Genomic DNA, 23354 nt, shown 5'->3' on the forward strand with positions numbered 1-23354 from the left:
CCGACCTGATGGCCGGAGACGGGGTATCAACATATCTGGCGTTGATTTTTGGCACGCTGTTGAGTTCTCAAGGAACGGACGCTTCCTTTGTACTCGCCCTCTCGGGCTTTCCTCCGGGCGCTTCCCTTCGGTCTTTCGTGTTTCCAACCTTACCAGATCCTTTTTCCGTTCCGTTTCCGGTTCGGAATTTGTTTCCGGTGGCCGTTGGAGGGCCTTTGCCTTTCGGCTGCTCCGACTTTATCAGAGGTTCTGAGTCGGAATTTCCGGCCCCTTGGGGAGCTGGGTCCGAGCGCGTAATCACGTCGGGTTCCCCTCAGGCGGAGCCGTAAACGTACTGGAGCGGGGCGCCTCGATGCAAATCGAGGCGCCCCGCTCCTGAGGTGTCTCAGACCTCGACGACGACCGGGAGGATCATCGGGCGCCGGCGGTAGGTGTCGGAGACCCACTTGCCCAGCGTGCGGCGGATGAGCTGCTGCAGCTGGTGGGGTTCGACGACGCCGTCCTGGGCCGACTTCTCCAGGACGTCCTGGATCCTCGGGACGACCGCGTGGAACGCGGAGTCCTCGATGCCGGATCCGCGGGCCTGGATGTTCGGACCGCTGGTGATCTTGCCGGTGCTGGAGTCCACCACCACGAAGACCGAGATGATGCCCTCGTCCCCGAGGATCTTGCGGTCCTTCAGGGCCGGCTCGCGCACGTCACCGACGGACAGCCCGTCCACGTAGACGTAGCCCGCCTGAACCTTGCCCACGATCTTGGCCTTGCCGTCGACCAGGTCGACGACGACGCCGTCCTCGGCGATCACGATGCGGTCGTGCGGGACGCCGGTGAGGGCGCCCAGCTCGGCGTTGGCGCGCAGGTGGCGCCATTCGCCGTGGACCGGCATCAGGTTCTTGGGCTTGCAGATGTTGTAGAAGTACAGGAGCTCGCCCGCGGACGCGTGGCCCGAGACGTGCACCTTGGCGTTGCCCTTGTGGATGACGTTCGCGCCCCAGCGGGTCAGGCCGTTGATCACGCGGTAGACCGCGTTCTCGTTGCCGGGGATCAGGGACGACGCCAGGATCACCGTGTCGCCGGAGACGATGCGGATCTGGTGGTCGCGGTTGGCCATCCGGGAGAGGGCGGCCATCGGCTCGCCCTGCGAACCCGTGCAGACCAGGACGACCTCGCTGTCCGGCAGGTCGTCGAGGGTCTTGACGTCCACGACGAGACCGGCCGGCACCTTCAGGTAGCCGAGGTCACGCGCGATGCCCATGTTGCGGACCATCGAGCGGCCGACGAAGGCGACCCTGCGGCCGTACTCGTGGGCCGCGTCCAGGATCTGCTGGATGCGGTGGACGTGGCTCGCGAACGAGGCGACGATGATCCGCTTCTGGGCGCCGGCGAAGACGCCGCGGATCACGTTCGAGATGTCGCGCTCGGGCGGGACGAAACCCGGGACCTCGGCGTTCGTCGAGTCGGACAGGAGCAGGTCCATGCCCTCCTCGCCGAGCCGCGCGAAGGTCGGCAGGTCGGTGAGGCGACGGTCCAGGGGGAGCTGGTCCATCTTGAAGTCGCCGGTGTGGACGACCATGCCCGCCGGGGTGCGGATGGCGACGGCCAGCGCGTCCGGGATCGAGTGGTTGACCGCGACGAACTCGCAGTCGAACGGGCCCAGGCGCTCGCGGTCGCCCTCGGCCACCTCAAGGGTGTACGGGCGGATGCGGTGCTCCTGGAGCTTCGCCTCGATCAGCGCGAGGGTCAGCTTGGAACCGATCAGCGGGATGTCCGGCTTCTCGCGCAGCAGGTACGGGACACCACCGATGTGGTCCTCGTGCCCGTGCGTGAGCACGATCCCCTCGATGTCGTCGAGGCGGTCCCTGATGGACGAGAAGTCCGGCAGGATCAGGTCGATTCCGGGCTGCTCCTCCTCGGGGAAGAGCACTCCGCAGTCGACGATCAGCAGACGGCCGTCGAATTCGAAGACGGTCATGTTGCGCCCGATCTCGCCGAGGCCGCCGAGCGGGGTGACGCGCAGGCCGCCCTTCGGGAGCTTCGGCGGGGCGCCCAGTTCAGGATGCGGATGACTCAAAAGACTCTCCTCACCACGCACGCCACGTACCGGGAGGCACGTGGCGCGCGTGACGTTCGTGCAGTAGCTGTTGTGGTGATGACAGAGGTGTAGCTGTTCGTGCTGCTTGTTCTGTTGATTCAGTTGTGAAGCTTTGCGAAGTCTGTGTTTAGAGCTGTACCCCGCCGGCAGCAAGATCGATCTTGAGCTGCGCGGTTTCATCAGGACTGAGCTCCACGAGCGGCAGCCGCAGGGGGCCCGCGGGCAGTCCCTGGAGGGCCAGCGCGGCCTTCGTCGTGATGACGCCCTGCGTGCGGAACATGCCGGTGAAGACCGGGAGCAGCTTCTGGTGGATCTCCGTCGCCTTGTGCACGTCGCCCGACATGTAGGCGTCGAGCATGGTGCGCAGCTCGGGGGCCACCACATGGCCGACGACGGAGACGAAGCCGACGGCGCCCACGGACAGCAGCGGCAGGTTCAGCATGTCGTCGCCCGAGTACCAGGGCAGGCCCGAGCGGGCGATGGTCCAGGAGGCGCGTCCGAGGTCGCCCTTGGCGTCCTTGTTCGCGACGATGCGCGGGTGCTCGGCCAGCCGGACGATCGTCTCGCTGTTGATCGGCACGCCGCTGCGGCCCGGGATGTCGTACAGCATCACCGGCAGGTCGGTCGCGTCGGCGATCGCGGTGAAGTGGCGGAGCAGGCCCTCCTGCGGGGGCTTGTTGTAGTACGGCGTGACCGTGAGGAGGCCGTGCGCACCGGCCTGCTGGGCCTGGCGGGCCAGCTCGATGCTGTGGCGGGTGTCGTTCGTGCCGACTCCGGCGACGACGTGGGCGCGTTCGCCGACCGCCTCCACGACGGCTCGTACGAGATCCGATTTCTCCGCGTTGCTGGTGGTCGGGGACTCGCCGGTGGTGCCGTTGACGATCAGGCCGTCGTTGCCTGCGTCCACCAGGTGGGCGGCGAGCCGCTGCGCGCCGTCGAGGTCGAGTGCGCCGTCCGCCGCGAAGGGCGTGACCATGGCGGTGAGGACCCTCCCGAAGGGGGTCTGCGGAGTGGAGGTCGGAGCCATGGGTAACACGCTACTCGCTGCTCAGTGCCGGGTCCCCCCTCGGGGGATACGACAAGTCGCGACAAAGGAGGAGCCCGGCACTGCCTGCTCGGGGGTTCAAGCAGTGCCGGGTCCGTTTGATCAGGCTAGATGAACTTTACGAAATGCCGCAATACGGACACTTCGGTCGGCTCATCCGTACATGTGTGCTCCGGCCGTACGGAGCGGGCCCCGCTCGGGGCTACGGCGCCACCCTGCCGTTGGCGTTGAAGGCCGCGTAGGTGAGCGGCATGAGGGTCGCCCACTCCGCCTCCATCTTCTCGCCGACCATCTCGATCTCCCGCTGCGGGAACGACGGCACCTTCGCCAGCTCGTGCTGGGTGCGCAGGCCGAGGAAGTGCATCAGCGAGCGCGCGTTGCACGTCGCGTACATCGACGAGAACAGGCCGACCGGAAGCACCGCGCGGGCCACCTCGCGGGCCACCCCCGCCGCCAGCATCTCCTGGTACGCCTCGTACGCCTGACGGTAGGAGTCCTCCATGCAGCGGGCCGTCAGCTCCTGCTGCGCGCGAGTGCCCTCGACGAACTCGTACTTGCCGGGACGGCCCTCCTGGACCAGCTTGCGGTCGGCGTCCGGGACGTAGAAGACCGGCTGGAGCTCCCTGTAGCGGCCCGATTCCTCGTTGTACGACCAGCCCACGCGGTGGCGCATGAACTCGCGGAAGACGAAGATCGGCGCGCTGATGAGGAACGTCATCGAGTTGTGCTCGAACGGGCTGCCGTGACGGTCGCGCATCAGGTAGTTGATGAGCCCCTTGGACCGGGCGGGGTCCTTGGACAGCTCGTCCAGGGACTGCTCGCCCACGGTGGAGACACGGGCCGCGAACAGCACGTCGGAGTCGCTGGCGGTGTGCTTCACCAGTTCCACGGTCACGTCTCCGCGGAACGTCGGCTTGAGGTCTTCAAGAGGGGTTTCGGTCACGGCTCGGGGGGTCCTTCCCATCACTACGGTCGGGCGGCGCCCACTCTACGGGCCACCACCGACAACGCGGCATTCGCACCGTTCTCACCCCGTTCACCACCGATCGGGAAAAAACTTCTGGGAATTCGGCGGTTGACGGCACCTTTTGGGGCAGGCGTGCGTCTGTGTAGATGAACACACTTCGTTCGAACCCCTTGAGGAGAAGCACCACCCATGTTCCGTCGGCGCGAACCCGTACCCTTCGCCTTCATCGCCGAAGCCGACAAGTTCCGCAGTAACGTCACGCCGCCCGCGCGCGAACGGCCCTCCGTGAGCCAGCTCGCCGGCCGATGGCTGGTCGGGCTGACGGTCGTCGCGGGCATCACCGGCTCCCTGCTGTTCGGGATGCCGGCCCTGTCCGCCGATCAGTCCACGCAGCACGTCCAGCAGTCCGAGGCGTCGGACGGGCGCTGAGCCGCCGCCGGAGTGTGCCTTCCTCGTCCGGACCCCCTGAAGTGGAAGGGCTCGTGCCGCCTGGGTAGCCTCACCGGGCACAGCCCCAAGACCAGCGTGGATCGAGTGAGGACCCGTCGTGCCCCTGCCCTTCCTGACGGCCGACCGTGCTTTCGACGAGGCCGCGGACGTCGCGCTGCCCTTCGACGACCGGGACCAGTGGCGGCGCCCGTACCGCCCGGGTCCCTACCGGGTCGGCGCGGCGGCCCTGCTTCTGCTGCTGGCGTCGTACGTGCTCTTCGCAGCCGTGATCATCGCCGTGGCCGGTGACGTGACCGCCGCGACCCTGTGCGGGGTGCTGGCGGTGCTCATCATCGCGGCCGCGCTGCGGCTGCTGCGGATGGGTACCTGGGTGAGCGCGCGCGGGCTGCGGCACGTCGCGTTCTTCCAGACCCGCACGGCGCGCTGGGACCAGGTCGTGACCGCCCGCACGGTGCAGCAGCCGGTGCGCTGGCTCGGGCTGCCCCGCACGGTCCAGGGACAGGCCCTGGTCCTCGTGCGGCGGGATCGTACGGGTGAGCAGACGACGCTGCTGACCAGCCACGGCGCCGACTTCCTCGGCCGGTCCACGGCGTTCGACCGGGCCGCCGACAGCATCGAGGTGTGGGCCGAGGAGTACCGGCCGCAGAGCTGATCGACGTACGGGAAAAGGGCCCGCCGGGAGATCCCGGCGGGCCCTTCGTCGTGTGTCAGGCGCTGAGCGTGCGGCCCTCCTGGAGGGCGATCGCGCGCTGCATGGCTTTGCGGGCGCGAGGGGTGTCGCGGGCGTCGCGGTAGGCGACCGCGAGGCGGAACCAGCAGCGCCAGTCCCCCGGCGTGTCCTCCGTCTCCGCCTTGCGGCGGGCGAAGACCTCGTCGGCGGAGTCGCGGTCGATGCGGCCGTAGCCGTCCCGGCGGAGTTCGTCGACGGGCAGGCCGCCCTCCGCCTCCAGGAGCACGGCGAGCCGGTTGGCCTTGCGGACGAACTGGGTGTTCGCCCACAGGAACCAGATGCCGATGACCGGCAGGATCAGCACCGCGACGCCGAAGGTGACCGTCAGGAGGGTGCCCTGCTGGATCAGCATGATGCCGCGGTCGCCGGCCAGGACGAAGTAGACGACCAGGACCGCCGCCGTGAGGGCGTACGTGATTTTCGCGCGCATGGCCGCGGGTCAGCCGTTCAGGTCGAGGAAGTGTTCCAGGCCGAAGGTGAGGCCGGGGGCCGACACGACCTTGCGGGCGCCCAGGAGGATGCCCGGCATGAAGCTGCTGTGGTGCAGCGAGTCGTGGCGGAGGGTGAGGGTCTCGCCCTCGGCGCCCAGCAGGACCTCCTGGTGGGCCAGCAGGCCGCGCAGGCGCACCGAGTGGACGGGGACGCCGTCCACGTCCGCGCCACGCGCGCCGTCGAGCGCGGTCCGCGTCGCGTCCGGCGCGGGCGCGCTGCCGGCCTTCGCGCGCGCCGCCGCGATCAGCTGGGCGGTGCGCGCGGCCGTGCCCGAGGGGGCGTCGACCTTCTTCGGGTGGTGCAGCTCGATGACCTCGACCGACTCGAAGTAGGGGGCCGCCACCTCGGCGAACTTCATCGTCAGGACCGCGCCGATGGAGAAGTTCGGGGCGATCAGGACGCCGGTGTCCGGGGAGGCCGCGAGCCAGGAGTCCAGCTGTGCGAGGCGGTCCTCGGTCCAGCCCGTCGTGCCGACGACGGCGTGCATGCCGTGGCCGACCGCGAACTCCAGGTTCGCCATCACCGAGTCGGGCGTGGTCAGCTCGACCACGACCTGGGCGCCGGACCCGACCAGCGAGTCCAGCGCGTCTCCCCGGCCGAGGGCCGCGACCAGCTCCATGTCCTCGGCGGCCTCGACGGCACGGACCGCCTCGGAGCCGATGCGGCCCTTGGCGCCGAGGACCGCCACGCGCAGCTTGCTCATGTTCTTCCAGCTTCCTTACAGACGAAGGGGGCGAAGGGTTACGCGACGGCCTCGTGGAGGCGTGCCGCCTGCTTGTCCTTGAGCGGCCCTATCACCGACAGGGACGGGCGCTGCCCCAGGATCTCGCGGGCCACCTCGCGCACCTCGTCCGGGGTCACCCGGGAGATGCGGGTCAGCATGTCGTCGACGGACATCTGCTCGCCCCAGCACAGCTCGCTCTTGCCGATGCGGTTCATCAGCGCGCCGGTGTCCTCCAGGCCGAGCACCGTGGAGCCCTTGAGCTGGCCGACGGCGCGGGTCAGCTCGTCGTCGGTGAGGCCGTGCCGCGCGACCTGGTCCAGCTCGTCGCGGCAGATCTTCAGGACGTCGTGCACCTGGTTCGGGCGGCAGCCCGCGTAGACGCCGAACAGGCCGCAGTCGGCGAACGACGAGGTGTACGAGTACACGCTGTAGGCGAGTCCGCGCTTCTCGCGGACCTCCTGGAAGAGGCGCGAGGACATGCCGCCGCCCAGGGCCGTGTTGAGGACGCCCATGGCCCAGCGGCGGTCGTCGGTGCGGGCCAGGCCCGGCATGCCGAGGATGACGTGGGCCTGCTCGGTCTTGCGGCCGAGCAGTTCCATGCGGCCGGCCGCGCGCAGGGTCTTGCGGCCGGTGCGCGGGCCCGAGGGCGCGGCCGTGCCGGTGAGCGCGCCCGCCTTGTCGAAGGCGGTGCGGACCTGGCGGACGACCTTGTCGTGGTCGACGTTGCCGGCCGCGGCCACGACCAGGTGGGTCGGGTCGTAGTGCCTGCGGTAGAAGCGGGCGATCTGGCCGCGGCTCAGCGCGTTGATCGTGTCGACCGTGCCGAGGACCGGGCGGCCGAGCGGGGTGTCGCCGAGCATGGTGTGGGCGAACAGGTCGTGGACGACGTCACCGGCGTCGTCCTCGGTCATGGCGATCTCTTCGAGGATCACGCCGCGCTCCGCGTCGACGTCCTCCTCCTCGATGAGGGAGCCGGTCAGCATGTCGCAGACGACGTCGATGGCGAGCGGCAGGTCGGTGTCGAGCACGCGCGCGTAGTAGCACGTGTACTCCTTCGCCGTGAACGCGTTCATCTCGCCGCCGACCGCGTCGACGGCGGCGGAGATGTCGAGTGCGCTGCGCTTCCTGGTGCCCTTGAAGAGCAGGTGCTCCAGGTAGTGCGTCGCGCCGTTGAGCGTCGGTGTCTCGTCACGGGAGCCGACGTGGGCCCAGATGCCGAAGGTCGCGGAGCGGACGGAGGGCAGGGTCTCGGTGACGATGCGCAGGCCGCTGGGGAGCGTGGTCCTGCGGACGGTGCCGATGCCGTTGTCGCCCTTGATCAGGGTTTGGGTACGGGCGACGGCCCGCCCCTCCGAGGAGGTGCGGGCCGTCGTCGTGGTGCTACGGGACGTCACTTGTCGGCGTCGTCCTTCTTGTCGGCGTCGTCGCCGTCCTCGCCCTCGATGACCGGGACGAGGGACAGCTTGCCGCGGGAGTCGATCTCGGCGATCTCGACCTGGACCTTCTGGCCCACGCCGACGACGTCCTCGACGTTCTCCACGCGCTTGCCGCCGGCGAGCTTGCGGATCTGCGAGATGTGCAGCAGACCGTCCTTGCCGGGCATGAGCGACACGAACGCGCCGAAGGTCGTCGTCTTCACGACGGTGCCCAGGTAGCGCTCGCCGACCTCCGGCATGGTCGGGTTGGCGATGCCGTTGATCGTGGCGCGGGCGGCCTCGGCCTGCGAGCCCTGGGCGGCACCGATGTAGATGGTGCCGTCGTCCTCGATCGTGATGTCGGCGCCGGTGTCCTCCTGGATCTGGTTGATCATCTTGCCCTTGGGGCCGATGACCTCACCGATCTTGTCCACGGGGATCTTGACGGTGATGATCCGCGGGGCGTTCGGGGACATCTCGTCCGGGACGTCGATCGCTTCCATCATCACGTCGAGGATGTGGAGGCGGGCGTCGCGGGCCTGCTTGAGGGCGGCGGCCAGGACGGAGGCCGGGATGCCGTCGAGCTTCGTGTCCAGCTGGAGGGCCGTGACGAAGTCCTTGGTGCCGGCGACCTTGAAGTCCATGTCACCGAACGCGTCCTCGGCGCCGAGGATGTCGGTGAGGGCGACGTAGTGCGTCTCGCCCTTGATCTCCTGCGAGATCAGGCCCATGGCGATACCGGCGACGGGGGCCTTCAGCGGCACACCGGCGTTCAGCAGCGACATGGTCGAGGCGCAGACCGAGCCCATCGACGTCGAGCCGTTGGAGCCCAGCGCCTCGGAGACCTGGCGGATCGCGTAGGGGAACTCCTCGCGCGTCGGCAGGACCGGCACGATCGCGCGCTCGGCGAGCGCGCCGTGGCCGATCTCGCGGCGCTTCGGGGAGCCGACGCGGCCCGTCTCACCGACGGAGTACGGCGGGAAGTTGTAGTTGTGCATGTAGCGCTTGCGGGTCACCGGGGAGAGGGTGTCCAGCTGCTGCTCCATGCGCAGCATGTTCAGCGTGGTGACGCCCAGGATCTGGGTCTCGCCGCGCTCGAACAGGGCGGAGCCGTGCACGCGCGGGATGGCCTCGACCTCGGCGGCCAGGGTGCGGATGTCGGTGACACCGCGGCCGTCGATGCGCTTCTTCTCCTTGATGACGCGCTCACGGACCAGGGACTTGGTCAGCGAGCGGTACGCGGCGGAGATCTCCTTCTCGCGGCCCTCGAACTGCGGGAGGAGCTTCTCGGCGGCCAGACCCTTGACGCGGTCCAGCTCGGCCTCGCGGTCCTGCTTGCCCGGGATGGTGAGGGCGGCGGACAGCTCGGTCTTGACCGCGGAGGTCAGCGCCTCGAGCACGTCGTCCTGGTAGTCCAGGAAGATCGGGAACTCGGCGGTCGGCTTGGCGGCCTTCGCGGCGAGGTCCGACTGGGCCTTGCAGAGGACCTTGATGAAGGGCTTCGCGGCGTCGAGGCCCGCGGCGACGACCTCCTCGGTGGGCGCCTCGGCGCCGCCCTCGACGAGCTTGATGGTCTTGTCGGTGGCCTCGGCCTCGACCATCATGATCGCGACGTCGCCGTCCTCCAGGACGCGACCGGCGACGACCATGTCGAAGACGGCGTCCTCGAGCTCGGTGTGCGTCGGGAACGCGACCCACTGGCCGTTGATCAGCGCGACGCGGACGCCGCCGACCGGGCCGGAGAAGGGCAGGCCGGCCAGCTGCGTCGACGCGGACGCGGCGTTGATCGCCACGACGTCGTACAGGTGGTCGGGGTTGAGCGCCATGATCGTGGCGACGACCTGGATCTCGTTGCGCAGGCCCTTCTTGAAGGACGGGCGCAGCGGGCGGTCGATCAGGCGGCAGGTGAGGATGGCGTCCTCGGAGGGCCGGCCCTCGCGGCGGAAGAAGCTGCCGGGGATCTTGCCGGCGGCGTACTGCCGCTCCTCGACGTCCACCGTGAGGGGGAAGAAGTCGAGGTTGTCCTTGGGGTTCTTCGAGGCCGAGGTGGCCGAGAGCACCATGGTGTCGTCGTCGAGGTAGGCCACGGCGGAGCCGGCGGCCTGGCGGGCCAGGCGGCCCGTCTCGAAGCGGATGGTGCGGGTGCCGAAGGAGCCGTTGTCAATGACGGCCTCGGCGTAGTGGGTCTCGTTCTCCACTAGCGTTTTCTCCATTACTTTCGTCTGTTACGTCTTTTGTCCCGCTGCCCGTGTGGCAGGGGGACGGTGCGGAGAAGCGCGCCGTGTGTGCAGGCCGGTCTTCGATCGAAGCACCCGGGGATCCTCTTGCGTCTCCGGGGGCCACTACCGAGGACCGGCGGCGGCGAGGTGCGCTTCTCCTCGTCATCTTCGTGGTGGTACGCCACCACACTACAAAGCCTGCGTGCCTGTGCGCACGTACGGCAAAGGGAGCGGCCCCCGTCTTCGGGAACCGCTCCCCTTCACAGCGTCTTAACGGGCGCCGGCCGCACCGCGGCGGATGCCGAGGCGCTCGACCAGGACACGGAAGCGCGCGATGTCCTTCTTGGCCAGGTACTGCAGGAGGCGGCGGCGCTGGCCGACCAGGATCAGCAGACCACGACGCGAGTGGTGGTCGTGCTTGTGGGTCTTGAGGTGCTCGGTCAGGTCCGAGATGCGGCGGGAGAGCATGGCGACCTGGACCTCGGGAGAGCCGGTGTCGCCCTCCTTCTGGCCGAACTCGTCGATGATCTGCTTCTTCGTAGCGGTGTCGAGTGCCACGCTTACTCCTCGTAGATTCTTGAGCGCCTCCGAGCGCCCCTGGTCTACATCTCAGGGGAGCTTCCGGAACTCGGGAGGCGGGGCTCGCTGGGCGCTGTCCCCAGCTGCTGCCGGGGGCGCGTACACAAACGGCCGTGGACCAGGATAGCAGTCGCTCGACTGCTGCCCTGACCACGGCCGCCGGGGTGCGGGCCGGTCAGCTGACCATGCTGCGTACCTGCGTGTAGAGGCCGAGCACCGCCAGGCACAGCGGGACCAGGGTGAGCAGGACGAAGCCGTCGAAGAGGTCGAGGATACGGCCCCAGAACGGGGAGACGCCCTTGCGCGGCACGGTCAGGCCGACCGCCACGAGCAGCGCGGCGCCGCCGCCGATCGCCGCGGTGAACCAGAGGGTGTGGACGTTGAGCGGGCCGCTGTCGCCCTGCACGAGGCTGATGAGCAGGGACTGCGGGACGTGCAGGGACATGCCGAGGATCAGCAGGCCGAGGATGAGCAGGCCGCCCACGACCAGGGAGGCGACCTGTGCGGTGTAGTCGAACAGGCGGGCGCGGAGCATCACGGCGATGCCGCAGGCGAGGGCGAGCAGCTGGGACCAGACCTGGTCGGAGAAGCCGAGCACGACGCCGGCCGTGGCGACGGCGACCGTGGCGCAGCCGATGACGAGGCCGAGCAGCAGTTCGTGGCCGCGGCGGACCTGGGCGCCGATGCGGCCGAAGTCGACGTGCTCCTCCTCGTCGCGGCCGTAGTCGCGGCCCTGGGCGATCTGGTCGGGCGAGCGGTAGCCGATGGGGAGCCGGGCCGAGCGGGCGGAGAGGCCGGGCAGCCAGGCCACGGCGATGATCGCGACGACCGCGGTGACGGCGGCCACCTCGCGCGGGCGGGCCTCGGTGACCAGGGCGCCGAAGGTGGCGAGGGCGCCGACGGCCGAGCACAGGGCGGCGGCGACGAACACGGCGTCGCCGTGCGGGAGCAGCACCACGAGCAGCGCGGAGGCGGCGAGCACCACGACGCAGCCGGACAGCAGCTGGAGCCGGCCGGGTCCCTCGCCGCCGTCGGCGGGGAAGAGGCCGGAGCCGGCGAGGAGCAGGTGCGGCAGGGCGGCGAGGCCCAGCGCGGTGGACGCGGCGCGGTCGTCGTAGACCCGGGCGCGGACCACGGACAGGGCGACGAGCAGGACGCCGACGACGCCGGCGATGATCCCGGGCAGACCGTGCATGTCGCGGTCCGTCGGGTTCGAGAACCACAGGGCGAACGCCATCATCGTCAGCAGCAGCACGCCCGCGGCGAGGCCCACGACGCTCATCAGCTCGTCGCTCCAGCGGCGCCGGTCGCGGCGGACCGCGGAGGCGACGGCGTCGGAGACGTCGTCGAACACCGCGGCGGGCAGCGATTCGCCGAAGGGGCGCAGCAGCAGCACGTCGCCGTCGAGGACCCGCTGGTCGGCGAGGGAGCGGCCGGCGTCCAGGACGGTGCCGTCCCGGCGGACCAGGTGGTAGCCGGTGGGGTCGCCCTCGGCCTGGGTCTGTCCGGAGAGCTGGAGGATCTCGGGATAGATGTCGGCCAGGGCCGTGTCCTCGGGCAGGGCGACGTCGATACGTGCGTCCGGTGCGGCGACGGTGACGCGGCAGAAGCCGGTCCCGCCCCCGGCAAGAGCGGTGGTGCTCACCTCGCGGTTCCCCCTTGTAAAGAAATTGGTGTGGCGTCGCTGTGGAGAATTGGTGTGGCGTCGCGGATTTTCGGTGCGGACCACGTTCGTTCGGCGCCCGTGCGGCGTCCGAATGGCGTCACGCGCGGGGCGACAGCGTACCGTCCAGGTCTCATCTCACCCCATGGGCCCCGTGAGTTGACCGGAGTCAGTAGGATCATCCGGCACGCCGGAGCACTCGCTCTCCGGCCTGGGGGTACCGCCGGTAACGGGGGCGGTCCGACATATACCGATGCGCACGACATCTGTGCGTACGGAACCGAATTTACCGACGAAGCCGATGAATAAGGACTGGTGCCTCGGTGAGCGTGGTCATCGTCAAGCGCCCGCCTCGGGTATTGCCGCCCGACGTACCGACGAACGAGGTGACGCTGGAGCCGCCGCCCGAGCTGGCCCGGCCCGAAGACCAGAACCTCATGATGAGCCTGCTGCCCATGCTGGGCATGGGCACCTCCTCGGCGTTCTTCTTCACGTCGGGGCAGTCGATCATGAAGATCATGGGTGGCGTCATGATCGTCTCCACCCTCGCGATGGCCCTGGCCCAGCTGATCAAGGCGCGGCAGGGCGGCGGCGCCGAGATGGCCCAGGAGCGCCAGGACTACCTCAAGTACCTGGCCCAGGTGCGGCGCGAGGTGCGGACCACCGCGCGCAAGCAGCGGGACGGGCAGTTCTTCCTGCACCCGAACCCGGAGCAGCTGTGGGCGCTGGTCGCCGAGGGGCGGCGGGTCTGGGAGCGGCGGGCGAGCGACGGCGACTTCACTCAGGTACGGCTCGGCCTCGGCCCGCAGCAGCTGGCCACGCCGCTGATGGCGCCGGAGACCGCGCCGCTCGACGAGCTGGAGCCGCTCACCGCGCACGCGATGAAGTCGTTCCTCGACACCCACGGCACGCTCGACGCGCTGCCGCTGGCCGTGTCGCTGCGGTCCTTCTACCACGTCAGCATCTCCGGTGATCCGGACACCACGTACGGCGCGGCCCGCGCGCTGATCGCCCAGCTGTGCACCCTGCACTCCCCCGAGGACCTGCGGGTCGCGGTGGTGGCCTCGCCCGGCGCGATGGCCGAGTGGGAGTGGACGAAGTGGCTGCCGCACGTCCAGGACTCCACCGTGGACGGCGCGGGCTCCCGGCGCATGATCGTCGACGACCTCGGCGAGGTCGAGGACATGCTCGCCGACGACCTCGACGGCCGCGGCCGGTTCAACCCGAACGGGCCGCCGGTCGCCGACGCCCCGCACCTCGTGGTCGTCATGGACGGCGGCGACATCCCCGACGACTCGCTGATCGCGGGCGCCGAGGGCCTCCAGGGCGTGACCATCATCGAGGTGGTCCCCGGCATCGTCGAGGAGCTGCGCGGCTCGCTGTCCGTGCAGGTCCACCCGGGCAGCCTGCTCCTGGAGTCGCAGGGCGGAACCCAGTACACCGGTATCTGCGACACCCTGTCGGCCACCGAGGCCGAGGCCCTCGCCCGGCAGCTCGCGCCGCTGCGCGCCGGTTCGGCGGACGGCGACGAACCGCTGCTGGCCAACCTGGACTTCACCGAGCTGATGGGCATCGGCGACGCCGGTTCGGTGGACGTCTCGCGCACCTGGCGCCCGCGCACCCTGCACGAGCGGCTGCGCGTGCCGCTCGGGGTGGACCGCGACGGCCAGCCGGTCATGCTCGACATCAAGGAGGCCTCGCAGGAGGGCATGGGCCCGCACGGCCTGTGCGTCGGCGCCACCGGTTCCGGAAAGTCCGAGGTGCTGCGCACCCTGGTGCTGGCGCTGACCGTGACGCACTCCTCGGAGACGCTGAACTTCATCCTCGCCGACTTCAAGGGCGGCGCGACCTTCGCCGGCATGTCCGAACTGCCGCACGTCGCCGCCGTCATCACCAACCTGGCCGACGACCTCACCCTCATCGACCGCATGCGCGACTCGATCACCGGTGAGCTCCAGCGCCGCCAGGAGCTTCTGCGCTCGGCGGGCAACTACGCCAACATCACCGACTACGAGAAGGCGCGCGCGGCGGGTGCCCCGCTGGACCCGCTGCCGTCCCTGGTGATGGTGCTCGACGAGTTCTCCGAACTGCTCACCGCGCGGCCCGACTTCATCGAGATGTTCATCCAGATCGGCCGCATCGGCCGCTCCATGGGCGTGCACATGCTGCTCGCCTCGCAGCGCCTGGAGGAGGGCAAGCTGCGCGGCCTCGACACGTTCCTGTCGTACCGGATCGGTCTGCGCACCTTCTCGGCCGCCGAGTCCCGTACGGCGATCGGTGTCCCGGACGCCTACCACCTGCCGAACGTGCCGGGTTCGGGCATCCTCAAGTACGACACCGAGACGATGATCCAGTTCAAGGCCGCGTACGTCGGCGGTGTCTACCGGCCCGGCGGCGCGGGGCCCGGCGGGTCGCGCGCCCACCGGCAGCCGGTGCTGTTCACGGCGGCGCCGGTCGCGCAGCAGATCATCCAGGAGCCGGAGCCCGAGGAGGTGCCGGACCAGGTCGACGACGCGCTCGCGGACACCGTCCTCGACGTGATCGTGGCGCGTCTCGTCGGCCAGGGCCCGCCGCCCCACCAGGTGTGGCTGCCCCCGCTGGAGGAGTCCCCCTCCATGGACGCGCTGCTGCCGCCGCTGTCGACGACGCCGGAGCGCGGTCTGCACGCCGCCGAGTACGCGGCGCAGGGCAAGCTGGTCGTGCCGATGGCGCTGGTGGACAAGCCGTTCGAGCAGCGCCGCGACATCCAGTACCTGGACTTCTCCGGCTCGTCCGGTCACGCCCTCGTGGTCGGCGGCCCGCAGTCCGGCAAGTCGACCCTGATCCGCACGGTGATGTCGGCGTTCGCGCTCACCCACACGCCGGCCGAGGTGCAGTTCTACTGCCTGGACTTCGGTGGCGGCGGCATGCTGTCGATGGAGGGCCTGCCGCACGTCGGCGGCGCCGCCTCCCGCCTCGACGCGGAGAAGATCCGCCGTACGGTCGCGGAGGTGCGGGGCATCCTCAACGAGCGCGAGGAGTTCTTCCGCGCCAACAACGTCGACTCGATGGGCACCTACCGGGCGCGGCGCGCGGCCGGCCAGTACCCGGACCAGCGGTGGGGCGACGTCTTCCTGGTCATCGACGGCTGGGCCGCGTTCAAGACCGACTACGAGCAGCTGGACCCGGTCATCCTGGACCTGGCCGCCCGCGGTCTCGGCTTCGGCATCCACCTCTTCATCGGCGCCGCCCGCTACAGCGAGGTGCGGCCCGCCCTGCGCGACCAGCTCCTGAACCGGGTGGAGCTGAAGCTCGGCGACCCGATGGAGTCGGAGTTCGACCGCAAGAAGATGGAGGCCGTGCCGCTCGGCATGCCCGGCCGCGGCCTGACCCCGGACAAGCTCAGCTCGCTCGCCGGTCTGCCCCGCATCGACGCCTCCTCGGACGTGACGACGCTCGGCCAGGGCATCGAGCACATGGTGACGACGATCGCCGAGCACTGGCAGGGTCCGGCCGCGCCGCCGGTGCGGATGCTGCCGACGAAGCTGCACATCAGCGAGATCCCCAAGGGCAGCGACTTCCCCGAGCGGGGCGTCGCGATCGGTGTCGACGAGACGACGCTGTCGCCGGCGTTCATCGACTTCGAGAACGACCCGCTGATGGTGGTCTACGGCGAGTCCGAGTCCGGCAAGTCGGCGTTCCTGCGCATGATCGCCAAGCAGATCGCGGAGCGGTACCCGACGGACAAGGCGCTCCTGGTCGTCGGCGACTACCGGCGCGCGCACCTGAGCGAGATGCCCGAGTCGCACCTGTACAAGTACTGCGCGTCGGGTCCGCAGCTCCAGGAGGTCGTCACGAGTCTGGCGGGCTCGATGGGCCGGCGCATGCCGGGTCCGGACGTCACGCCGGAGCAGCTGCGCAACCGGTCCTGGTACGACCTGCCCGACGCGTTCATCATCGTCGACGACTACGACCTGGTGGCGACCAGCTCGGGCAACCCGCTCCAGTCGCTCCTGGAGTACCTGCCGTTCGCCCGCGACCTGGGCCTGCGCATCATCGTGGCGCGGTCGTCGTCGGGTGCGGCGCGGCAGTCCTTCGAGCCGGTCATGCAGCGCATGAAGGAGCTCGGCGCGACCGGTCTCGTGCTGTCCGGCGACCCGGCGGAGGGCCAGATCTTCGGCCCGCTGAAGCCGCAGCGCCTGCCGCAGGGCCGTGGCATGTTCATCACCCGCAAGGGCGGCGCGCAGCTGGTGCAGACGGCCTGGCTGCCGACGCACAACTGACGCGCGCGTTTCCCCGGTACGGTACGGCGCCGGAGGCACCCGCCTCCGGCGCCGTCCGCACAACCAGCTCGAAGGAGAAGTACGGTGACCACCGCACCCCGCACCACCGACGAGGCGCTCGCGATCGCGCGGACGACGTTCCAGCCGCTGTGCGCGGACGGCACTCCGGCCACGCTCAACGTCCAGGAGTTCGACATCGGCTTCCTGGTCTACGCGACCTTCCCGCCGACCGAACCGCCGAGCTACGGCGGCAGCCACCTGGTGATCTCGAAGAGCGACGGCTCGACGATGTACGTGCCGAACTTCCCGCCGGACTCGGCCATCGACGTGTACCGGCAGCAGGTGGCGCGGGGCTAGGGCCCGTCCCGGCGAACATCGGACGCTCCATGCCCGCTGTCAGCAGGCGGCACTAGACTTGACACGCAGTGGCCGGCACCGCGACCTGGTGCGGTCACGCAGACGATGAACCGGGGGAAACAGGGGTCATGAGTCAGCCAAGCAGCCCTGCGCCGCCGTCCGGCGACGGGCGAGAGCACGGTGGTGAGCTCCGTAGTGAGCTCCGTGGTGAGCTCCGTGGTGAGCACGCCTTCGAGCCGCATCCGTACATCGGCGGCCGGACCGCGGCCCTGCGCGCCCTGGCCGCGTGGCGGGCCGGCGCACCGGGCGCACCGCGCGTGGTGCTCCTCACCGGGTCGCCGGGGTGCGGGGGTTCACACCTGCTGACCGGTTTCCTGATGGTGTGCGATCCCGAGTACCGCGCCCGCATGGACCTCGGCCGCGTCGATCCCTCGACCGTCCCGCCCCCGCTGCCCGCCCCGGCCGTGCCGAGCGCCGCGGGGCGCACCGCCGCGCAGCTGCTGTGGCTGCTCGCCGACCACTACGGCATCGACGCGGTCCGGGACGCGCAGGTGTACGAGGCGCTGGGCGCCGACGGCGCCGAGCGCACCGTGGTCGTGCCCGACGTGGGCCAGGCCGGTCCGGTCCGCTCCGGGCGCGGCCCCGAGCGGCTGGCGCGCGAACTGCTGCTGCCGCTGGCCGCGCTGGACTCCGTGCGGCTCCTGGCCGAGGTGCCGCCCGGGATCGCGGAGCTGATCGCGTCGGCCCTGCCCGCCGGCACGGTCCAGGTCGTCGATCTGGACGCGCCCGAGTACGCCGACCCGGAGGGGCTCGCCCGGCAGACCGCGGCGGTGCTCGACCCGGTGTTCGGCGCGCCCGAGCTGCCGTTCACGGCGGATCCCCGGGCCCGGCAGACGCTCGCCTCCGCCCTCGCCGCGCGGGCCCTCGCCGGCCCCGGCGGGAGCCGCCTGACCGTCCAACTGGCCGCCGCGGGCTGGCTGTCGGCGCCCGACCCGGCTCCGGACCCGCACCAGCACGTGCCCGCCTCGCCCGTCGACGTCCTCGACCTGCACGCCCGCCGCCTCGGCGCCGATCCGGCGGTCCTGCGCGCGACGCTCGCCCCGCTCGCCCTCGCCGAGGGCGACGGCCTGCCCCTGCACCTGTGGGTGCCGCTCGCCTCGGCGCTCGCGGGGCGCGACATGACGGCGGAGATCGCCGACGGGATGCAGCTGGCGGGCCCGTTCGTGCGGCCCGCCGGGATCGACCCCGATGCCGCCCCGGACTCCGCCACCCGCACCGGGACCGGGACCGGCCCTCTCGTGGCGCTCGCCCATCCCGCGCTCGGCGCGGCGCTCCGGGCCCAGCTGCCCGACGTGCCGGCCGCGCACCTGTGCATCGCCATGGAGCTGCTCGGCCGGGTGCCCGACCAGGACTGGGCGCGGGCCGAGCCCTACGTGCGGGACGCCATCGCGGGCCACGCGCTCGGCGCGGGCCAGTTGCCGCGGCTGCTCACCGACCCGTCGCTGATGGCGTACGCGGATCCGGTGGTGCTGCGCGCGGCCATCGAGGAGGTCGCGGCGGACGAGGCGGCGGCCGGGCAGCTCCCGCCGCCGGCCCTGACGTATCTGCGGGCGGCCCCGCTCCTCACCCGCACCCAGGCGGATCCTCCGTTGCGCGCGCGGATCCTCGCGGCCGCGTTCGACGAGGACGGCCTGCCGGAGTACGCCCAGGCGCTGCGCGCCCGCCCGGAGCTCGCCGTCCCGGACGACCGGCCGGCCCCGGCAGCCCCTTCGACCGTGCCGCATTCCCAGCCGATGGAGACACAGGCGTGAGCACCCCCGACCACGACGACCGCCGGAACCAGGAGCCGACCCAGGCCCCGGCACCGGACCAGCAGAACGCGCCCGCCGCCACCGGCCCGGGGAACACCGCCGTGTTCACGTACGTCGACCCGCGCACCGGCGAGGAGACCTATCTGACGCGGGTCTCCGGCCCCGGCCTGCCGCCCGCCGAGTACCAGGCATGGTCGGACCTGCTCCGCGGCGACGTCCCCCCGGGCAACGTGGTGGCGATCCACACCGACCTGCGCCCCTCCTCCCTCCCCGGTGGCTACACCATGGACGCGATCGCCGCCGGGTTCCCGACGGCCGCCGTCTCGTTCGGCCACGCGTACGGCCAGGACCCGGCCGAGCGGGCGGCGGGCGTCGCCGCGCTCATCGCGCAGGTGGAGTCGATGGCGCGGCTCACGGGTCGGACACCGCCGCACCCGCACCGGGTACCGCTGCCGTCCGATGCGGCCCCGGTGCCGCGGCTGCCCGCGGAGCTGCCGGGCGGTCTGCCGGTGCAGCGCTACAGCCCGGAGGCCGTCGCCGCGGTGCCGCTTCCCGAGGCGGCCCGCGCGACGCTGACCGGCACCGGGCTCCCGGCCGACATCAGTCTCTTCTTCACCGCGGACCGGCCGGAGACGCCGCCGCCCGGCGGCCTGTTCGTCGACGCGGCGACCCATCTGCGCGCGCTGGGCACCGAGTTGTCGCCCGCCGCGGCCGACATCCTGTCCGCCCACACCCGGATCGGCTCGGACGGCCGGTACGTGATCACCGTGCAGCAGGAGGCGGGCAGTGTCTGGGCGGCCAACCCGGAGACGGGGGCCGGGCGTTACGTGAACGGCTCGCTCGCCGCGTTCGTGCACTGCCTCGCCGCGCTCGCCACCACCCGCGACCTCATGCCCGGCATGAACCCGTACGAGGCGGGCGCCGCGGTCGCCGACCTCCAGGCCCGCCTCCTCGCCCTCGACCCGACCTGCTTCGGCGATCCCGGCACCTGGTGGTCGGTGATCATCGACCAGATGTGGCACGGCCTGTTCTGACCCCGTTCCGACCCTGTTCGGACGCCGGTCCGGCCACGTTCCGGCCCCGGTCCGCCCGACCTGTCCCGTACTCCGGTTCACGTCCCCGTACTCCGGTTCACGCTCGTCACCCGAGAGGAACACCATGGCCCGCGAAGGAATCCGTACCGATACACAGTCCCTCTCCCGCGAGGGCGGCACCTTCCAGGACCTCGGCAGCCGCTTCTCGGCCGCGGCCGCGGCCCTCCAGAACGGCCTGGCGTCCGTCAACGCCTGCGCGCCCACCAGCGGCGGCCCCGCCACGGCGCAGCCCGGTCAGGTCGAGGGGTTCGTCCAGGGCCTCACGACCTTCGCCGACAAGGCGAACATGCCGCCGTGGGGCGACGACGAGATCGGCGAGAAGTTCGGCATCGCCTACGAGGGCCTCCAGACCGGCATGTTCGAGTCGATGAACCACTTGGCGCAGGAGCTGACGAACATCGGCGGCGCGCTCTCCGCCATGGCCAAGAACCACGACGAGAACGAGTCCTTCAACGAGGAGCTCATCCGGCAGCAGCGGAACGACACCGACTTCGCGGCGGGTGGCGGGGGCACCATGACGCATATGACCAAGATGGCCTGAGGGGCCGGAGAACCGGGGGGCTGGGGTCGGGAGGCCCGGGGCCTGGGGTCGGGAGGCCCGGGGTCGGGAGGCCCGGGGTCGGGAGGCCCGGAGGTCTGACGGTCTGTGGGCCTGGGGTCCGGGGGTCCGGTGGGCCCGTGGGCCGGTGGGCCGGTGGGCCTGACGGCCGGTGGGCCGGTGGGCCTGACGGCCGGTGGGCCCGTGGGCCCGTGGGCCCGTGGGCCCGTGGGTCAGAGTGCCTGGCCCACCGCGATGACCAGTGCCGATCCGACCATCAGCCACAGGCCGGTCCTGCCTGCCCCGGCCGGGCCGCGTGCGGCCTGCCACAGCGCGCCGCAGCCGCCCAGCACGCCGAGGGCGTTGGCGGTCAGAGCCACCGCGCCGGCGCCGCCGACGGCCTGTCCGACGAGGGCGGCGAGCGCCGCCGCGAGGAAGACGGCCGCGCACACGATGCCGCGCAGCCGCTCGCGGCGCAGCACCTCGGCGACCCGCGCCCGTTCCTCGGCGAGCGCGCGCTCCTCCGACGGCAGCTCGGTCTCCCACTGCCGCGCGAAGTCGCCCTCCCACTGGAGGCCGGTGCGGTCTCCACCCGTACGTGTCATGCCCGCGACCCTAACGGACCCGGACCCCGGCGGCTCACTCAGCCGGGGCGCCGTCGAGCTCGTCGAGGAGGGTGCCGTAGTCCTCGGCCTCGTACGCGAGGTCGTCGAACGCCCCCTCCCAGGCCGGGGAGTCCGCGGCGTCCGGGTCGATGGCCGCCACCCAGGACGGCAGCGTCTCGGACAGGGCCTCCATCTCCAGCTCCGAGCTGGTCAGCGGTGCGCTGAGGACGAGGTGGTTCAGGAGCGCCAGCGCGAGGAGGCGGGGCATGCTCCGCGCCACGGGCAGCAGTTCGTCGTCCTCGTCGACGAGGACCGCGCCGCTCTCCCCGTCGACGTACAGCTTCCAGGAGGCGAGCTGGCCGAGGCCTTCGAGCATGCCGGGGTGGTCGTCGGACGGCTGGAGCGGTGACTGGCCGAGGTCGAGGGTGTAAAGACCGCCGATGACGCGGGTGCACGGCCAGCCGGTCCCGCTGAGGAAGCGGCGGGACGGCTCGTGGGTCAACTCGTCCGGCAGGGCCGCCGGTTCCACGGGGCGGCAGGCGCCGTCGCGGAACGCGTCGGCACGTTCCAGGCGCTCTCGGGTGACCTCGTCGTCCGTGCGCGGGATGTCCTGGGGGAACGGCCAGGCGGCGGAGCTGGTGAGCGGTCCGGGCGCGAGCAGGTTCCGCCAGGGCGTCCGGGGCAGGTTGGAGACGGCCTTGTGGTCGACGAGCGCGCCGAAGAGGCCCCCGTATCCGGCGAAGACCCACAGCTCGGCGCCCGCGTCGTCGCGGGCCAGACGGACGGCCTCACGGACCGCCTCCGGCATCCGGGGAACGTCCTCGGCGGTTCCGCGCGAGGCCTGCCGCCAGCCGCGGCTGCGGTTCGCCGCGTAGGCGACCTCCGCGAAGGGCTGCTGCTCGGTCAGCTCCGGCCAGGCGCTGACGATCCGCTCGGGGCCGTCGGCCGGCTGCCCGGACCAGGCGTCCCAGCGTCGGCGCTCGTACACCTCTCGCGGCTCATCACCGGTGCCGTCGGTTTCGTCCTCGTCGGTCGGGGCGGCGCCGGTCTCGCGCCACTCGGCGATCAGCCGGCGGCCGTCCTCCTCGGCGGCCCGCACCTGCTGCACCCCGCCCTGGGCGGGGTACGCGACGAGGGGTCCGCCGGGCAGGCGCCAGTGGGACCAGAGGGTGCGCCAAGGGAGCGGGCCGGCGGCCTCGGCCAGGGCCTCGGCCTGTGCGCCGTCCCCGCGCGAGACGGCGGCGTGGTGGAGCGACGCGACCCATTCGCCCTGCGAACCCGGGCGCACGCCCTGCGCGTGGAGGAAGTGGACGTCGGCGGCCGTGCCCCCGCCGGGGACCCCGTCCGGGTAGGCGGTCGCGAGCCCCGACCACAGTCCGTACCAGTGGAGGGTCGCCAGAAGGGCCGGGTCGTCCAGGACCTGTTCGATGTCCTGGGCGAGGGCGGCGTGGGTGGGCAGCGCCCAGGCGGTGTACGTGGTCGTGGGGCGACGCCGGTGCAGCTGGGTCAGGGCGTTCGCGATGGCCCGGTGATCCGTACGGGACACGGGGAACGCGGCGCGCACCGCTCGATGCACGGCGGTGTCCGCGAAGCGCAGTTCCTCCGGGCGGGCGCGGTCGCCCGTGCCGTCCGCGTCTGCTCCGGATGCGGCTTCCTCGGCCCGTTCGTCGTCGGCGGTGGCGGGGCCGAGGGTCAGGACGTCGGGCCAGGCATCCACCAGGGCGCGCAGCGTCGACGTGGAGAGGGGGGACTCGGACGACGTCTCGGACGGGTCGGACGGTTGTTCCGCTGTGCCGGACGGGTCCGAGGTGTCGTCGGATGTGTGGTTGTCGAGCACGGCCTGGGCGACGGTGTGCCACACCTCCAGCGGCGCGGCCGTCTGCTCCAGCGCGGCTGCGGACGCGACCAGTTGGGCGACCGTCTCCGGTGCGATCCCCGGGACCTGCGGCAGTTCCGGCGCCTGCGCGCGGTCGGGCGCCGGGTCCGGGGAGTCGACGACGCGGGCCCGCAGCCGGAACTCGCGCTCCACCGCCAGCGGGACGGACCCCGCGACGCGCTCGGGTTCGGCCGAGGTGATCAGAGGTCCGGCGAACGGCACGTTCACCAGCTCGACCGGCTGGGGGCCGTCGCCGGACGCCTCGACGCGTTCCGCCACCGCTGACAGGACCTCGTCGGCAGTCAGGCCTGAACAGTCGATTCGCACGAGAACTCCTAGCTGTGGTCGAACAGGGCCGCTACAAGCAGCGTCGCATCATACGCATCCGGGTCGGCAGCCGCTGAGGGGTTGCCGACCCGGGCAGCCGACCCGGAC

The 23354-nt window shown here is 71.3% G+C and carries 18 protein-coding genes; 7 read left to right on the forward strand and 11 right to left on the reverse strand.

Annotated features, from left to right (window positions below; translation table 11 throughout):
* Positions 1-385: 385 nt before the first annotated feature.
* The 3 genes from ACIP5K_RS28025 to thyX all read right to left on the reverse strand — a co-directional run bounded on the left by ACIP5K_RS28025 (position 386) and on the right by thyX (position 4080).
* Positions 386-2071, reverse strand: a complete 1686-nt coding sequence (locus tag ACIP5K_RS28025; RefSeq protein ID WP_401413900.1) for a ribonuclease J — start codon at positions 2069-2071, stop codon at positions 386-388.
* Positions 2072-2219: 148 nt separating this feature from the next.
* On the reverse strand, positions 2220-3119 hold the full coding sequence (gene dapA, locus ACIP5K_RS28030) for a 4-hydroxy-tetrahydrodipicolinate synthase (protein WP_401413902.1): 900 nt from the start codon (positions 3117-3119) through the stop codon (positions 2220-2222).
* Between the two features lie 220 nt (positions 3120-3339).
* A complete protein-coding gene (gene thyX, locus ACIP5K_RS28035; RefSeq protein WP_401413904.1) occupies positions 3340-4080 on the reverse strand; it encodes an FAD-dependent thymidylate synthase in 741 nt (246 codons plus the stop codon).
* A gap of 213 nt (positions 4081-4293) precedes the next feature.
* Between thyX and ACIP5K_RS28040 the strand changes: the two genes are divergently transcribed.
* Both ACIP5K_RS28040 and ACIP5K_RS28045 read left to right on the forward strand, forming a co-directional pair.
* A complete protein-coding gene (locus tag ACIP5K_RS28040) occupies positions 4294-4533 on the forward strand; it encodes a hypothetical protein (protein WP_401413906.1) in 240 nt (79 codons plus the stop codon).
* 118 nt (positions 4534-4651) lie between these two features.
* On the forward strand, positions 4652-5206 hold the full coding sequence (locus tag ACIP5K_RS28045) for a hypothetical protein (RefSeq protein ID WP_401413908.1): 555 nt from the start codon (positions 4652-4654) through the stop codon (positions 5204-5206).
* Positions 5207-5261: 55 nt separating this feature from the next.
* Here ACIP5K_RS28045 and ACIP5K_RS28050 read toward each other — a convergent pair whose 3' ends face one another.
* From ACIP5K_RS28050 to eccD, 6 genes are all read right to left on the reverse strand, one after another.
* The gene (locus ACIP5K_RS28050; RefSeq protein WP_401413910.1) at positions 5262-5714 is read right to left on the reverse strand and encodes a hypothetical protein; all 453 of its coding nucleotides are present in this window, start codon (positions 5712-5714) and stop codon (positions 5262-5264) included.
* A 9-nt stretch (positions 5715-5723) separates the two neighbouring features.
* On the reverse strand, positions 5724-6479 hold the full coding sequence (dapB, locus tag ACIP5K_RS28055) for a 4-hydroxy-tetrahydrodipicolinate reductase (protein WP_401413912.1): 756 nt from the start codon (positions 6477-6479) through the stop codon (positions 5724-5726).
* A gap of 38 nt (positions 6480-6517) precedes the next feature.
* Complete coding sequence (locus ACIP5K_RS28060) at positions 6518-7894, reverse strand: M16 family metallopeptidase (RefSeq protein WP_401413913.1); 1377 nt, start codon at positions 7892-7894, stop codon at positions 6518-6520.
* Complete coding sequence (locus ACIP5K_RS28065; RefSeq protein WP_401413915.1) at positions 7891-10113, reverse strand: polyribonucleotide nucleotidyltransferase; 2223 nt, start codon at positions 10111-10113, stop codon at positions 7891-7893. The genes ACIP5K_RS28060 and ACIP5K_RS28065 overlap by 4 nt, the downstream gene beginning before the upstream one ends.
* A gap of 291 nt (positions 10114-10404) precedes the next feature.
* Entirely contained in the window at positions 10405-10692 is a 288-nt protein-coding gene (rpsO, locus tag ACIP5K_RS28070; protein ID WP_383489508.1) for a 30S ribosomal protein S15, read from the reverse strand.
* Positions 10693-10888: 196 nt separating this feature from the next.
* Positions 10889-12358, reverse strand: a complete 1470-nt coding sequence (gene eccD / locus ACIP5K_RS28075; RefSeq protein ID WP_401413917.1) for a type VII secretion integral membrane protein EccD — start codon at positions 12356-12358, stop codon at positions 10889-10891.
* Positions 12359-12699: 341 nt separating this feature from the next.
* Here eccD and eccCa point away from each other — a divergent pair, with 341 nt between their 5' ends.
* From eccCa to ACIP5K_RS28100, 5 genes are all read left to right on the forward strand, one after another.
* The gene (gene eccCa / locus ACIP5K_RS28080; RefSeq protein ID WP_401413919.1) at positions 12700-16638 is read left to right on the forward strand and encodes a type VII secretion protein EccCa; all 3939 of its coding nucleotides are present in this window, start codon (positions 12700-12702) and stop codon (positions 16636-16638) included.
* Positions 16639-16722: 84 nt separating this feature from the next.
* Entirely contained in the window at positions 16723-16995 is a 273-nt protein-coding gene (locus ACIP5K_RS28085) for a hypothetical protein (RefSeq protein ID WP_401413920.1), read from the forward strand.
* Positions 16996-17372: 377 nt separating this feature from the next.
* Complete coding sequence (locus ACIP5K_RS28090; protein WP_401413922.1) at positions 17373-18806, forward strand: hypothetical protein; 1434 nt, start codon at positions 17373-17375, stop codon at positions 18804-18806.
* On the forward strand, positions 18803-19840 hold the full coding sequence (locus tag ACIP5K_RS28095) for an SUKH-4 family immunity protein (protein ID WP_401413924.1): 1038 nt from the start codon (positions 18803-18805) through the stop codon (positions 19838-19840). The genes ACIP5K_RS28090 and ACIP5K_RS28095 overlap by 4 nt, the downstream gene beginning before the upstream one ends.
* A gap of 124 nt (positions 19841-19964) precedes the next feature.
* The gene (locus ACIP5K_RS28100) at positions 19965-20441 is read left to right on the forward strand and encodes a hypothetical protein (protein ID WP_401413925.1); all 477 of its coding nucleotides are present in this window, start codon (positions 19965-19967) and stop codon (positions 20439-20441) included.
* A 230-nt stretch (positions 20442-20671) separates the two neighbouring features.
* On the opposite strand, the gene ACIP5K_RS28105 is transcribed toward ACIP5K_RS28100, so the two are convergent.
* A complete protein-coding gene (locus ACIP5K_RS28105; protein WP_401413927.1) occupies positions 20672-21043 on the reverse strand; it encodes a hypothetical protein in 372 nt (123 codons plus the stop codon).
* Between the two features lie 34 nt (positions 21044-21077).
* Positions 21078-23198, reverse strand: coding sequence for a hypothetical protein (locus tag ACIP5K_RS28110; protein WP_401413929.1), 2121 nt, complete (start codon positions 23196-23198; stop codon positions 21078-21080).
* Between the last annotated feature and the right edge of the window lie 156 nt (positions 23199-23354).

The organism is Streptomyces sp. NPDC088785 (genome assembly GCF_044750685.1).
GTDB lineage: Bacteria > Actinomycetota > Actinomycetes > Streptomycetales > Streptomycetaceae > Streptomyces.

Coding starts and splice junctions, on each gene's coding strand:
- dapB (WP_401413912.1), bottom strand. CDS start 6,479: ATGAGCAAGCTGCGCGTGGCGGTCCTCGGCGCCAAGGGCCGCATCGGC.
- ACIP5K_RS28050 (WP_401413910.1), bottom strand. CDS start 5,714: ATGCGCGCGAAAATCACGTACGCCCTCACGGCGGCGGTCCTGGTCGTC.
- ACIP5K_RS28105 (WP_401413927.1), bottom strand. CDS start 21,043: ATGACACGTACGGGTGGAGACCGCACCGGCCTCCAGTGGGAGGGCGAC.
- dapA (WP_401413902.1), bottom strand. CDS start 3,119: ATGGCTCCGACCTCCACTCCGCAGACCCCCTTCGGGAGGGTCCTCACC.
- ACIP5K_RS28090 (WP_401413922.1), top strand. CDS start 17,373: ATGGTGTGCGATCCCGAGTACCGCGCCCGCATGGACCTCGGCCGCGTC.
- ACIP5K_RS28040 (WP_401413906.1), top strand. CDS start 4,294: ATGTTCCGTCGGCGCGAACCCGTACCCTTCGCCTTCATCGCCGAAGCC.
- ACIP5K_RS28100 (WP_401413925.1), top strand. CDS start 19,965: ATGGCCCGCGAAGGAATCCGTACCGATACACAGTCCCTCTCCCGCGAG.